The 12,915-nt window shown below is 64.9% G+C and carries 12 protein-coding genes; 3 read left to right on the top strand and 9 right to left on the bottom strand.

The window, feature by feature from the left end; translation table 11 throughout:
- Window positions 1–5 precede the first annotated feature (5 nt).
- From EZV60_RS03685 to EZV60_RS03720, 9 genes are all read right to left on the bottom strand, one after another.
- The gene (locus EZV60_RS03685) at window positions 6–878 is read right to left on the bottom strand and encodes a dimethyl sulfoxide reductase anchor subunit family protein (protein WP_135502288.1); all 873 of its coding nucleotides are present in this window, start codon (window positions 876–878) and stop codon (window positions 6–8) included.
- Window positions 878–1,639, bottom strand: coding sequence for a 4Fe-4S dicluster domain-containing protein (locus tag EZV60_RS03690; RefSeq protein ID WP_135502290.1), 762 nt, complete (start codon window positions 1,637–1,639; stop codon window positions 878–880). The genes EZV60_RS03685 and EZV60_RS03690 overlap by 1 nt, the downstream gene beginning before the upstream one ends.
- The gene (locus EZV60_RS19030; protein WP_167853457.1) at window positions 1,636–1,782 is read right to left on the bottom strand and encodes a hypothetical protein; all 147 of its coding nucleotides are present in this window, start codon (window positions 1,780–1,782) and stop codon (window positions 1,636–1,638) included. Before EZV60_RS19030 ends, EZV60_RS03690 begins: the two co-directional genes overlap by 4 nt.
- Complete coding sequence (locus EZV60_RS03695; RefSeq protein WP_135502292.1) at window positions 1,779–4,610, bottom strand: molybdopterin oxidoreductase family protein; 2,832 nt, start codon at window positions 4,608–4,610, stop codon at window positions 1,779–1,781. Before EZV60_RS03695 ends, EZV60_RS19030 begins: the two co-directional genes overlap by 4 nt.
- 72 nt (window positions 4,611–4,682) lie before the next feature.
- Window positions 4,683–5,738 carry an acetate/propionate family kinase gene (locus EZV60_RS03700; RefSeq protein ID WP_135502294.1) on the bottom strand — a complete coding sequence of 352 codons (1,056 nt, stop codon included), beginning with the start codon at window positions 5,736–5,738 and terminating at the stop codon, window positions 4,683–4,685.
- Window positions 5,735–6,667, bottom strand: coding sequence for a phosphate acyltransferase (locus EZV60_RS03705; RefSeq protein WP_135502296.1), 933 nt, complete (start codon window positions 6,665–6,667; stop codon window positions 5,735–5,737). The genes EZV60_RS03700 and EZV60_RS03705 overlap by 4 nt, the downstream gene beginning before the upstream one ends.
- Window positions 6,668–6,749: 82 nt before the next feature.
- Entirely contained in the window at window positions 6,750–8,525 is a 1,776-nt protein-coding gene (gene xsc / locus EZV60_RS03710) for a sulfoacetaldehyde acetyltransferase (protein WP_135502298.1), read from the bottom strand.
- 111 nt (window positions 8,526–8,636) lie between these two features.
- Entirely contained in the window at window positions 8,637–10,097 is a 1,461-nt protein-coding gene (gene pdxR, locus EZV60_RS03715) for a MocR-like pyridoxine biosynthesis transcription factor PdxR (RefSeq protein WP_135502301.1), read from the bottom strand.
- Between the two features lie 102 nt (window positions 10,098–10,199).
- Window positions 10,200–10,895 (bottom strand): ArsR/SmtB family transcription factor, encoded by a 696-nt coding sequence (locus tag EZV60_RS03720; RefSeq protein ID WP_135502303.1) that lies wholly within the window; start codon window positions 10,893–10,895, stop codon window positions 10,200–10,202.
- 72 nt (window positions 10,896–10,967) lie between these two features.
- On the opposite strand from EZV60_RS03720, the gene EZV60_RS03725 reads away from it, so the two are divergent.
- The 3 genes from EZV60_RS03725 (at window position 10,968) to EZV60_RS03735 (ending at window position 12,887) form a co-directional block, all read left to right on the top strand.
- Window positions 10,968–11,291, top strand: coding sequence for an NIPSNAP family protein (locus EZV60_RS03725; RefSeq protein ID WP_135502305.1), 324 nt, complete (start codon window positions 10,968–10,970; stop codon window positions 11,289–11,291).
- Complete coding sequence (locus EZV60_RS03730) at window positions 11,288–11,635, top strand: antibiotic biosynthesis monooxygenase family protein (protein WP_135502306.1); 348 nt, start codon at window positions 11,288–11,290, stop codon at window positions 11,633–11,635. Before EZV60_RS03725 ends, EZV60_RS03730 begins: the two co-directional genes overlap by 4 nt.
- A gap of 64 nt (window positions 11,636–11,699) precedes the next feature.
- Window positions 11,700–12,887, top strand: a complete 1,188-nt coding sequence (locus tag EZV60_RS03735; protein WP_135502308.1) for an aminotransferase-like domain-containing protein — start codon at window positions 11,700–11,702, stop codon at window positions 12,885–12,887.
- The last annotated feature ends 28 nt before the right edge of the window (window positions 12,888–12,915 follow it).

Genomic DNA, 12,915 nt, shown 5'->3' on the forward strand with positions numbered 1-12,915 from the left:
GCCCCCTAGCGCTTGCCGTAGTAAAGCCCGACCACATGCTCGGCTTCCGCAAAGAAAAGCCAGCGTGACGCCGCCACCCCCGCGACATGCGCGATCACGGCCAGCAGCGCCATGAGATGCGAAAACGGCAGCACCAGAACCAGCACCGGCACCATGTAACCGAGGCTAAGCGCGATCGCCCGCAGCTTGACGGCATGCTTGCGTCCGACCACGTGCACGAATTCCCGCAGGAGGTAATTGTTGCCGGTATGCGGCGGCTCGAAGGCACGCACCGTCCCGATCTCACCCAGCCCCGTGGCGCTCGCCATATCGGTGCCGCTCTGCAGAAGGGCCTTGTCGCCGCGCACCCACCACGCCACCTGCAGTGCCGCCGCCGCCGTCAGGAACCACGGCGCAAGACTCACCTGCCCGGCGAGAAGCGCGCCGCCGCCTAGGGAAAGAGCCAGAAAGAGCGCCGGCGTCAGCGCGGTGTTCCAGCGCGGCACGGTCCTGAGCTGCGCGTAGATCATCGAGGTGGTGAACACCGTCCCGGCAGAGAGCGCCGCCCCAAGCCAGCCCAGCACGCTCAGCCGGACCCCGAACAGCACCACCAGCGCCGCGTAAAGCCCCATCACAGACAAGGCCGCGACCGCACAGATGCCTTCCCGGCTGAGCCAGCTCGACCGCCATTGGGAAAACGCTTTTACTGCGCGTTCCGGGTGACCAAGGTGAAAGGTCGACGCCAGAAGACCACCCACCGAGAGCGCAAAGGCAATGGCGAAGAACACCGCCGCCACCCAGCCCTCCGACGCCGGCATGCCCAGCCCCAGCCAGAACAAAAGGCCGAAACCGAGCCCGGAAAGCGTGGTGAAGACAATGACGGACGGAGCGGGATGCATCAGATCTTCTCCAGCATCTTGTCGAGCCACCCGACAAAGCCGCGCGGCTCTTCCGCCACCGGCTTCAGAAGCGGCGCGAGAATGTCGATCTCGCCCGGGCCGACCGGCTCGGTCCGGTCCTTGGGCCGGGGCGGCAGGTACTTGTTGACGGGTTTAGTGCCCTGTTCGGGCATCAGGTCCATCCCGCCGCGCGCCTCGACCAAACGGCTGACATCGCTCTGCGGATCGCCCAGATCCCCGAAATGCCGCGCCCCGGCGGGGCAGGTACGCACGCAGGCGGGCACCCGGTCCACCTCGGGCAGGTTCTCGTTATAGATCCGGTCGACACAAAGCGTGCACTTCTTCATCACGCCTTCGGCGGCGTCCATCTCGCGCGCGCCATAGGGACAGGCCCAGGCGCACAGCCCGCAGCCGATACAATCGCTTTCATTGACCAGAACGATCCCGTCTTCCACCCGCTTGTAACTCGCCCCGGTCGGGCAGACGGTCACACAGGGCGCGTCCTCGCAGTGCAGGCAGGATTTGGGGAAATGCACCAGCTGCGCCGCGCCGCTCTCGGGCTGCACTTCGTAAGAATGCACGCGGTTGAGGAAAGTGCCGCTCGGGTCCGCGCCGTAAGGGTCCTGATCCGACAGGGGCGCGCCGTAGTTCTCGGTATTCCAGCCCTTGCAGCTGACCACGCAGGCATGACAGCCCACGCAGGTATCGAGATCGATCACCAGCCCCATCTTCCGCTGCGTCGCTTCGGGCAAATCCGTCATGCCGCCACCTCTTGCGCTGTCCCGATCCCGGTGACCGGCTCTTCCGTCGCCGGGTCCCAGCTCACGATGAACCAGACAAACGACCCCACCACCAGCGCGACGAACACCAGGATCGCCAGAAGCGTCACCGACTTCCCACTCATTTGCCGACCTTCCATGCCAGCGTCCCCGGCCCCGTTCCGACCGGCGAGGTCTGCAACCCAAAGGTCGGCTGCGTCTCCTCCGGCGGGGCCGGAACCCGCTCAATCTTCACGCGAAGATCGAACCACGCGGCCTGACCGGTCACCGGATCGCCGTTGGCCCAGCGCAACCCGTCGCCCTTGGGCGGCAGCAATTCGTGAATGAGATGATTGAGCAGAAAGCCCTTCTTCGTCTCCGGCGCATCGGGTTTGAGCGCCCAGGCCCCCTTGCGCTTGCCAATCGCGTTCCACGTCCAGACGGTGTTTTCGTTGAGCGCGGCCATATGCGCCACCGGCACGACGATCGCCCCATGCGCAGAGCTGACCTTGGCCCAGTCACCCTCGGCGAACCCGTGTGCCTCCCAGATCTTCGTCGGCAGGTAGAGCGGATTATGCCCGTGGATCTGGCGCAGCCACGCATTCTGCGATCCCCAGGAATGATACATGGCCATAGGCCGCTGCGTCAGCGCATGAATGGGATACTCCACCGGGTCCACATGGCCATCCTCGAAGGGCGGATACCAAATGGGAAGCGGATCGAGCGTGGCCTTGATCCGCTCGCGCAGATGCTCGGGCGGCTGGCGGTCGCCCTGCCCTTCGGCGGCCAACTGAAACTTGCGCATCGTCTCGACATAAAGGTCGAAAACATACGGTTGCGGATGGTCATACAGCCCCATCCCGACCGCCCAGTCCTGATAGCCCATGTTCCAGGGCTTCATATAGGCGTGCTCGTCCGCAATGTGGCTCACGAAAAAGCCGCCGTTCCTGATATAGCTGTCAAGCTGCGCTTCGTTCGGCGCGCCACGTCCGTGGGTCAGGCCCTTGTCGCCCATGCGCCAACCCGCCAGCGGCCCGATCCCCGGCTTGCGTTCGTGATTGACGATGTAATCAGCGTAATCGGCATATTTCGCCGCGCCGCTCTCGTCGACGAAGCCCGGCAATCCCAGCTTGTTGGCCAGCTGCACCAGCACCGTCTGAAACCCGCGCACATCGCGGTCGGGCTCCACCACCGGCCAGCGGATTGCGTCAGCCGCCGCATCCGCCTCGCAGATCGGACGATCCAGCAGGCTGATGCAATCGTGCCGCTCCAGATAGGTTGTGTCGGGCAGGATCAGGTCGGCATAGGCCACCATCTCGGAACTATACGCATCCGAATAGATAATACGCGGGATGACGTATTCGCCGTCCTCGCCCTTGTCCGTCAGCATGTCGATCACGCCGCGCGTGTTCATCGACGAGTTCCACGACATGTTGGCCATGTACATGAACAGCGTGTCGATCTTGTACGGATCCCCCGCATGGGCGTTGCTGATCACCATATGCATCAGCCCATGCGCGCTCATCGGGTTTTCCCAAGTGAACGCCTTGTCGATCCGCGCCGGGCTGCCATCGTCCTTCAGCGCTAGATCCTCCGGCCCGCGCACGAACCCCAGATGCGGTCCATCGAGCGGCTTGCCGGGCGTTACCTTGCAATGCGGCGTGGGGTGGATCGTCATCGGCTTCGGATAGGGCGGCTTGAAACGAAAGCCCCCTGGGACCTCGACCGACCCCAGCAGGATCTGCAGCATGTGCAGCGCACGGCAGGTCTGGAAGCCGTTGGAATGTGCGGAAATTCCGCGCATCGCGTGAAAGCTGACGGGCCGGCCCCGCATCTCCGAATGCGTCTCACCCCGGAAATCGGTCCATTTCCGCTCCAGTACGATCTCTTCCTCAAACGCCACGCGCGCCAACTCGGCGGAGATGGCGCGGATACGTCCCGCGCTGACGCCCACGCGCTCGGCCACCGCCTCCGGCGCATAGGCCTTGTCCATATAACGCTCGGCCAACAGGTGCATCACCGGGCGATGCGTCACGCCCGCCTGCCGATGGGTCGCGGCCAGATCCGGCTTCACGCCTTTCGCATCGAAGGCCGCCAGCTTTCCCGTCCTCCGGTCGATCACTTGCGGCTTACCGTCGTCATCGCGCAGAAAGAGGCCATGTTCGGCGCTCTTCGGATCGCTGTTCACCAGCACCGGCGCGTTGGTGTAGCGCGCGAGATAGTCGAGGTCGATCTTGCCCGCGCGAAGCAACTCATGGACCAGCGCCAGAATGAATAGCCCATCGGTGCCCGGCGTGATCCCGACCCACTCATCCGCCACGGCGTTATATCCGGTGCGAATGGGGTTCACCCCGATCACCTTTGCGCCGCGTTCCTTCAGCCGGCCAATGCCCATCTTGATCGGATTGCTGTCATGGTCCTCGGCCACCCCGAAAATCATGAAGAGCTTGGTCCGCTCCCAGTCCGGTTGCCCGAACTCCCAGAACGCGCCGCCCATCGTATAGATGCCCGCCGCCGCCATGTTGACCGAACAAAACCCGCCATGCGCGGCGTAATTCGGCGTGCCGAAATTCTGCGCCCAGAAACTGGTGAAGCTCTGGCTCTGATCGCGGCCTGTAAAAAACGCCAGCTTCTCCGGCGCTTTTTCTCGCAAAGGCTTCAGCCAGCTCACCGCCAGGTCCAGCGCCTCGTCCCAGGAAATCTCCTCGAACTCGCCCGAGCCACGCGGCCCGACCCGCTTCAATGGCGCCCGCAGGCGCGAGGGCGCATTGTGCTGCATGATACCCGCGCTGCCCTTGGCGCACAGAACACCCTTGTTCACCGGGTGATCCCGGTTGCCCTCGATATACGCGACCTTGCCGTTCTTCATATGCACGTTGATCCCGCAGCGGCAGGCGCACATGTAACAGGTCGTCTTGCGCACCTCGTCGCTGACATCCGGCGACAGGTCGAGACTGGGCTGCGTATGGTTCATGTGCACTCCACGGTCATGCTCGGAAACACGCTCTGTCGATGTGATCGCGTGCAGGGCTTGGGGTCAAGCCGTTCATGCCAAAAGCCCTGCGACATCCCGCGCGATCTGGCGCTCTTCATCGGCGGGCACGACATGCACCGGCACGTCGCCCAGCCAGGCAAGATGCTCCATTATACGCCTGCGTATGGGTCCCGCGTTCTCCCCGATCCCCCCGGTAAAGGCGACCGCATCGACACCCTGCATCGCGGCGATCGCCGACCCGGCCTGCCGGGCAGCCCAGTAGCAGAAATGCGCAACCGCAAAGCGCGCCGCGTCGTCGTCCCGGGCCAGCAGCGCGGCCATGTCATTTGTTCCGGCCAGTGCGGTCAGCCCGCTTTGCTTGTTCAGGATCGCGCCGGCCCCGTCGATTCCGTGATCCTCGGCCAGCCGCAGCACCGCCATGCCGTCGATGGCCCCGGCGCGGGTGCCCATCACCAGCCCGTCCAGCGGCGAATAGCCCATGGAGGTCGCCACCGACCGCCCGTCGACCATCGCACAAAGACTTGCCCCGTTGCCAAGGTGAAGCCCAAGCAGGCGGCGCGGCAGGGCGTCACCGAACTGCGCCACCATCCCGGCATAGGACAGACCATGAAACCCGTAGCGCCGGATGCCCTTGGCCCGCTCCGCTTTGGGGATGGCATAGGTCACGGCCACCGTCGGGTTGCCGGCATGAAAAGCGGTGTCGAAACTGCCGAATTGCGGCAGGTCCGGCGCTAGCGCTTGCAAGGCCCGCACGCCCGACAGGTTGTGCGGATTGTGCAGGGGCGCCAGCGGCACACAGGCCTCGATCTGCCGGAGCGTCGCATCGTTCAGGCGCACAGGCGCCGTCAGATCCGCGCCGCCATGCACAATCCGGTGGCCCGCCGCCGTCAGCGCGCGCACCGGATGCCCGGCCTGGGCAAGGCGCTCCAGCAACATACCACACGCCTGCGTATGGTTTTCAGCCACCACATCCTGCACCGTGCCCCCAAGGCGCAGCTGCCCTGCTCCGCCGATCTCGGTCACCGCGCCGGATATCACCGACGTCAGGTCCGGCGCGAAAAGTTCGACCTTGATCGAGGACGAGCCCGCATTCACCACAAGGATCATGCCGCCGCTCCGATCACGCCAAGGGCCGCCGACGCGATCCGGTCCTCGGCCACCTGCGCGCGCGAGGTGAGCAGGATCGGCACCTTCGCGCCCAGCACCACGCCCGCGCAACAACAGCCCATGCCGAAAGACATCAGTTTGAAAAGCGCGTTGCCCGTGGTGATGTTCGGCGTCAGCAGAATATCGGCATCTCCCGACACCTCGGATTCGAAATTCTTGGCCTCGGCGGCGGCCCGGGACAGGATCAGATCCATCGCCATCGGCCCCTGCACGACCGCCCCGGGCAACGCGCCCTTGGCCCAATCAGCGATCTCCCGAGCTTCGATCGTGTTTGGCACAGCCGCGATCAAATCTTCCGTTGGGGCCAGGATCCCCGCCTTGGGCCGCTCTATGCCCAGCTTGTGCGCCAGCATCACGGCATGGCTCAGACACGCCTGCCGCGTCACCACGTCCGGATCGACGTTCAGCGCCGCATCGGTTAGCAGGAGCGGGCGCTCCGACCCCGGCATCGTGATGTGGAACACATGCCCGCAGCGCGCGTCCGGCGCGCGCAAGCCCGCCGACGATGGCAGCAATCCCTTGAGAAAGGTCGAGGTGTGGATCTGCCCTTTCATGATGGCGTTCACCTCGCCGCTGCGCGCCATGCGCGCCGCTTCGGGGGCTGCGGCCGCCTTGGGGGCGTGGACCAGTGGAAGGCCCGATATGTCCCAGCCGATCTCGTCGGCGGTCGCCTTAATCTTCTCGATATCCCCGATCAGCACCGGCTCGGCCAGCCCGGCCTCTGCCGCCTCGCGGATCCCCTGCAACGGGTTCGGCGCACCGGCATTTACCAGCGCCACGCGCGGTCGCGGCAACGTCCGTGCCCGCGCCAGCAAAGAGGGCGGGCAAACCGGCCCGGTGGTGGCGAGAAACGGATACGGGTCTGTCATGTCCGGTACGGTCCCACGGTTCGGGGCCCCTGCATGGACCCTGCGCATTGATCTGCCCAAGGCCCTACAGGATTATGACGGCTCAGACCATCGGTTCGGCCATGTCCCCGGCGCTGACGCCCGCCACCGCGACCGGCTTTTTCATCGCGTCGCGGCGGAACGGCTCGCCCAGTTCCTGGTTGATCATCGCCTCGATCAGCGTGGTGCGCCCGTGCTGCATCTGGTCCTTGATCGCCACGTTCAGCGCCTCGGTCAGCCCGTCCATGGTGCGCGCCTGCACGCCCTGCAGGCCACAGGCCTGCGCGATCCCGGCATAGCTCACCTTGGTGTCCAGCTCGGTGCCGATGAAATTGTCGTTGTACCACAGGGTCGAGTTCCGCTTCTCTGCGCCCCACTGGTAGTTGCGGAAAACGACCATGGTGATCGCCGGCCACTCGTCACGGCCAATCGCGGTCAGTTCCGTGACCGCGATCCCGAAGGCCCCGTCGCCGGCAAAGCCCACGACCGGCACGTCCGGACAGCCGATCTTGGCGCCCACAATAGCCGGAAGGCCATACCCGCAGGGCCCGAAAAGACCGGGCGCAAGGTATTTGCGGCCTTCCTCGAAGGTGGGATAAGCATTGCCGATGGCGCAGTTGTTGCCGATATCCGAAGTGATAATCGCATCCTTCGGAAGCGCGGACTGAATCGCGCGCCACGCCATGCGCGGGCTCATCCAGTCGGGCTTGGCCTCGCGGGCCCGTGCGTTCCAGGTCGTGCCGGGATCGTCCTCTTCGTGGTCCATCGACGACAGCTGCTGCGCCCAGGCGCTCTTGGTCTGGGCGATCTTGGCCTTGCGCGCGTCGCGGTCCGCATCGCCCGCCGTGTCGTCGAGCTGCGCGAGGATGCCGCGCGCAACCTTGCCCGCATCGCCCACGATGCCCACGCTTACTTTCTTGGTCAGGCCGATCCGGTCGGGATTGATATCCACCTGGATGATCTTCGCGTCCTTGGGCCAGTAATCGATGCCATAGCCCGGCAGCGTCGAGAACGGGTTGAGCCGCGTGCCAAGGCAAAGCACGACATCCGCCTGGGCAATAAGCTCCATCCCCGCTTTCGAACCGTTATAGCCAAGCGGCCCCGCGAAAAGCGGATGCGACCCGGGGAAGGCGTCGTTATGCTGATAGCCCACGCAAACCGGTGCATCCAGCCGCTCGGCCAGCGCCATGCTGTCGCCAATGGCGTCGGCCAGCACCACGCCCGCCCCGTTGAGGATCACCGGAAACTTCGCCTTGCTCAACAGCTTGGCCGCCTCGGCCACGGCGGCCTCACCGCCCGCCGGGCGCTCGAACTCCACGACGGCGGGCAGGTCGATATCGATCACCTGCGTCCAGTAATCGCGCGGCATGTTGATCTGCGCGGGCGCGCTTGCGCGCTTGGCGTTCAGGATCACGCGGTTGAGCACCTCGGCCACCCGGCTAGGGTCGCGTACCTCTTCCTGATAGGCGACCATGTCCTCGAACAGCTTCATCTGCTCGACTTCCTGGAACCCGCCCTGCCCGATGGTCTTGTTCGCGGCCTGCGGCGTCACGAGAAGAAGCGGCGTGTGGTTCCAATAGGCGGTCTTCACGGCGGTAACGAAATTGGTGATGCCGGGGCCGTTCTGCGCGATCATCATGCTCATCTTGCCGGTCGCGCGGGTGTACCCGTCGGCCATCATGCCGCCCGATCCCTCGTGGGCGCAGTCCCAGAACATGATCCCGGCCTGCGGAAAAAGATCCGAGATCGGCATGAAGGCCGAGCCGATGATGCCGAACGCATGTTCGATCCCATGCATCTGCAGTACCTTCACAAAGGCTTCTTCGGTGGTCATCTTCATCGCGCGTCTCCTGCAAATGGGGAAAGACCCGGGTGGTCGGGCGTCGGGCGCAAACCTACGCCAGCACCCCGTCCACCACTAGGGCCAGTTGCGTGGTCGCGATAAGACCAGTCAGGTCATCTTGCGCAGTTCTTCGGCCAAGAGGCCGATCCCGTCACCGATCCGTTCCGACGGGATCGAGGAATAAGCCAGCCGGTAGTAATTCTGCGGACCCCACGCGCCGAAGAACGGCCGCCCCGGTTCGATCAGCACGCCGCGCGGCCGCAACCGCGCGTCGAGCGCTTCGGTATCCACCCCCTCGGGCGCGCGCATCCAGATCGAACTGCCCCCGAAGACGCCGCGCCCCGCCACGCCAAGCCCCTGCGCCGCCAACGCGTCTTCCATGGCGCGGCGCCGCTTGGCAAAGACCTGCCCCATCTTGCGGATCAGGCTGTCGTAATGCCCGAGGCTCAGGAAATAGGCCGCCGTGCGCTGCACATGGCCGGGCGGATGCCGCAGCACACTGGCGCGCAGCGCGCGGGCCTCTCGGATAAACGGTTCCGGCCCCACCAGATAGCCCAGCCGCAGCCCCGGAAAGATCGACTTGGAAAAGCTGCCCACGTAGATCACCCGCCCGTCCGTATCGAGCGATTTCAGCGACGGCAGCGGCGACCGCAGGAACGAGATCTCGAACTCGTAATCGTCCTCGACGATCAGCGCGTCCATCTCCCGCGCCCGGGCCAGAAGCGCCTGTCGCCGCCCCAGCGGCATGGTGGCGTTCGTGGGCGCCTGGTGACTGGGCGTGCAAAAGATGACGTCGGCCCGATCTGGCAAACCCTTGGGCGGCAACCCGTCGCCATCCACCGCAACCTCGGCCAGGTGACATCGCGCCTGACCCAGAATATCGCGCAGCGCGTGATAGCACGGCGTCTCGATCGCCGCCGTCCGCCGCTGCGTCAACAGCACCTGCGCCGTCAGCCACAGCGCGTTCTGCGCCCCCATCGTCAAAAGGATCTCGCCCGGCTCGGCAAGGATCCCGCGCCGCGGCAGAGTGTGCCGCGCGATGAACTCGATCAGCTTGGGATCATCCTGATCGTAGTAATCCGCCGTCAGCGCCTGAAAATCCTTGGTGCCCAGCGCCCGCAGCGCGCAATGCCGCCAGTTGGCGTGATCGAAAAGCCCCGGATCGGTCTGCCCGTAGATGAACGGATACCGATAGCGTGACCAATCCTGCGGCTTCTCCGGCGTCGTCCCCCCGGTATAGCGCCGGCCCAGCGCGCGCGCCCAGTCCACACCGTCACGGCGCGGCGCACTCGGCGCGAACTGCGGCGGCTCGGGCGCGTTGTCCGACACGAAATAGCCCGAACGGTCCCGGCTTTGCAGGTAATCATTGGCCTGCAACTCGGTATACGCCAGCGTCACGGTGATCCGGCTCACCCCAAGATGCGCCGCCAGCCGCCGTGACGACGGCAGCTTTTCACCCTTGCGGAACCGCCCCGACAGAATGCCTTCCGCGATCATCGCCTGGATCTGCGCCTGCAGCGTGCCCTCCGCCTCGGGCCGCAAGAAGAAACTTTCCACCGGGATCGCCATGGCACACCTTAATCTGGCCTTACGCGCCGGGCAATCTGGCAATACGCGCTTTCTTCTTGGCGAAAAGGCTTTCGACAAAGACGCACAGCGTAGCAGGATCTGTCAAAGCCGCTGTTCCACCGCCCCGAACGTCTCGGCAAATCCGGCCTCGCCCTCGCGCGTGAACCGCACGATCCGCGTGCCGGCCACGCGCCGCGCCCAGCCCAAATCCTCCATGCGCGCAAGCATGGCGCGCCCCAGTTGACCGGCCAGATGCGCCTGCCGCTCCGACCAGTCAAGGCAATCGCGGCACAAAGGCGCCCGGGACCGCGGTAGGGCATCAAGATCGATCCCGAACGTGCCGACAAAGGCCCGCCCCGCCTCCGACAGATCGAGCAGATCACCCTTGGCGATCAAAATCCCACGGTCCAGCAGGCAGCGATACATCCGGGTGCCCATATCGCCGGCCAGATGGTTGTAACACACCCGCGCGCGGCGCAGTTCCGGATCACGCGGGCCAGGGCGGGTACGCAATTGCCGTGTCCCTGCGGCCAGACCCATCAGGGCCTCAAGCACGCTGGCCACATCGTCCGAGGCCAGCGAGAAATACTTGTGCCGCCCGGATTTGCGCGCCCTCACCAGCCCGCCCGCCTCAAGCTTCGACAAGTGGGACGAAGCCGTCGACAGGCTCACCCCCGCCTCTCCGGACAGTTCGGTGGCGGTCAACGCCTTGCCGCTCATCAGCGCGGTCAGGATGTTCGCCCGCGCCGGATCCCCGATCAGCGCGGCGACATAAGCAATATCAGGTCCGTCTCTCATGGTTCGATCTTAATCGAAGCATAACGTCCGGTCCATCGGCTAGTTTCTGTTCATCAAAGAAACGGACCCATCATGCTGACCTGCATCATCCGCTACCACATCAACCCAACGCAACACGCCCAGTTCGCCCAGTACGCCCGAAACTGGGGGCAGGCCATCCCGCGTTGCGGGGCCGAGCTCATCGGGTATTTCGCACCGCACGAAGGCTCGTCCACTCTCGCCTACGGGATTTATAACATTGCAAGCCTGGCGGATTACGAGGCATACCGCGCGCGACTCGCGGAAGATCCGCTTGGGCGCGAAAACTACGCCTTCGCTCAATCCGAAAAGTTCCTCTTGCGTGAGGACCGCACATTTTTGAAATGTGTCTCCCAACCACATGGAGAAGCCACATGATCGCTGTCATTTTCGAGGTCTTTCCCGGCAAGGATCAGGTCGACCCCTATCTAGACATGGCCGCCAAGATGAAACCGCTGGCCGAAGGCATCGACGGCTTCATCTCCGTCGAGCGCTTTCAAAGCCTGACGAACCCGGAAAAGCTTCTGTCCCTCAGTTTCTGGCGCGACGAAGAAGCGCTCGACAACTGGCGGCGCCTTTCGGCGCATCGCAACGCGCAAAAGGCGGGACGCGAGATCATGTTCGACGACTACCGCCTGCGAGTCGTCTCGGTCATCCGTGACTACGGCATGTTCGAACGAGACGAGGCGCCGGAAGACAGCAAAGAGGTGCATGGCGGCTGAGAACCGGGGCGGGGTTTCCATGTCGGCGCGCATTGGCTAAACCCCGCGCCAACAGGAGTCCGCCATGCCCCAACGCCCCGCCTTCGCCCCCTGGCTCGACGACACCAACGATGTCACTGCCACCTTTCTGGCCGCAGGCCAGATTCCCGGCCTGATCAATCTGGGCGGCGGCCTGCCCGACCCGTGCGTCTGGCCGGTCGCCGAGATGGCCGAACTGGCAAGCCGTGCGGTCACCGATCACGCCGCCGAAACGCTGGCCTACACCCCCGTCACCGGCATCCCGGATCTGCGCGACCTGATCGCGGCGCGCTTTTCCGAGGGCGATCTGCACCTCACGCGCGACAACGTCCTGATCGTCGCCGGCGGCAGCCAGGGCCTTGCGCTGACCGGCAATGTGCTTTTGGAATATGGTGGCCGCATCACCAGTCAAAGCCCCGCCTATCTTGGCGCGCTCGACACCTGGCGCCCGCAGCAGCCAGAATATCGCCACATGCGGCTTGAACGGAACGATCTCGACCTGCCCGCGCTGATGAAAGACGCGCAATTCGCCTACACCGTGCCGAACTTCTCAAACCCCACCGGGCGGCTGGTTCCCACGGACATACGCCACCGTCTGGTCGAGGCAGCAGAGCAGACCGGCACCTGGCTGATCGAGGATGATCCCTATGGCACGCTCTACTATGACGGCCCGCCGCTGCCGCGCCTGATCACGCTCTCGGCCAAGGGCGAGACGCCCTATAACGGCCCCGTGATCTATATGGGCACCGTGTCCAAGGAACTGGCGCCCGGCCTGCGTATCGGCTGGGTCATCGCCGCGCCGAACATGATCAAGGCGCTCGCCACCGCCAAGCAATCGGCGGATATGTGCACCTCGGGGCTTTGTCAGCGGATGACCCATGACGCTTTCGCCACCGGCCTCGCCGACCGGATGCTGCCCGGCGTGATCGAGCTTTACCGCACCCGCCGCGACGCGCTCCTTGCGGCGATGGACACGCATCTGTCCGATCTCTTCGATTGGGAAAAGCCTTCGGGCGGCATGTTCGTCTGGGCCACCGCCCGCGACGCCAGCCTCGACACGAACGCGCTGATGGAAGTGGGCCTCGATCACGGGGTCTGCATCTCGCCCAGCTCGGTCTTCGATCCCGAAGGGCGCGATCACCGGTCGATCCGCATCAACTTCACCCTCAATCCACCCGATAAACTGACCGAGGGGATCGCGCGGCTGGCAAAGGCCACCCGCGCGATGGGCTGACGGCGCAGGGAACACCCCGCGCCGCTTC

It is taken from the genome of Roseovarius aestuariivivens (genome assembly GCF_004761875.1).
In the GTDB taxonomy this organism is placed as follows: domain Bacteria; phylum Pseudomonadota; class Alphaproteobacteria; order Rhodobacterales; family Rhodobacteraceae; genus Roseovarius; species Roseovarius aestuariivivens.

Coding starts and splice junctions, on each gene's coding strand:
- EZV60_RS03720 (WP_135502303.1), bottom strand. CDS start 10,895: ATGAGAGACGGACCTGATATTGCTTATGTCGCCGCGCTGATCGGGGAT.
- EZV60_RS03695 (WP_135502292.1), bottom strand. CDS start 4,610: ATGAACCATACGCAGCCCAGTCTCGACCTGTCGCCGGATGTCAGCGAC.
- EZV60_RS03725 (WP_135502305.1), top strand. CDS start 10,968: ATGCTGACCTGCATCATCCGCTACCACATCAACCCAACGCAACACGCC.
- EZV60_RS03685 (WP_135502288.1), bottom strand. CDS start 878: ATGCATCCCGCTCCGTCCGTCATTGTCTTCACCACGCTTTCCGGGCTC.
- EZV60_RS03690 (WP_135502290.1), bottom strand. CDS start 1,639: ATGACGGATTTGCCCGAAGCGACGCAGCGGAAGATGGGGCTGGTGATC.
- pdxR (WP_135502301.1), bottom strand. CDS start 10,097: ATGGCGATCCCGGTGGAAAGTTTCTTCTTGCGGCCCGAGGCGGAGGGC.
- EZV60_RS03735 (WP_135502308.1), top strand. CDS start 11,700: ATGCCCCAACGCCCCGCCTTCGCCCCCTGGCTCGACGACACCAACGAT.
- xsc (WP_135502298.1), bottom strand. CDS start 8,525: ATGAAGATGACCACCGAAGAAGCCTTTGTGAAGGTACTGCAGATGCAT.
- EZV60_RS03730 (WP_135502306.1), top strand. CDS start 11,288: ATGATCGCTGTCATTTTCGAGGTCTTTCCCGGCAAGGATCAGGTCGAC.
- EZV60_RS03705 (WP_135502296.1), bottom strand. CDS start 6,667: ATGACAGACCCGTATCCGTTTCTCGCCACCACCGGGCCGGTTTGCCCG.
- EZV60_RS19030 (WP_167853457.1), bottom strand. CDS start 1,782: ATGAGTGGGAAGTCGGTGACGCTTCTGGCGATCCTGGTGTTCGTCGCG.
- EZV60_RS03700 (WP_135502294.1), bottom strand. CDS start 5,738: ATGATCCTTGTGGTGAATGCGGGCTCGTCCTCGATCAAGGTCGAACTT.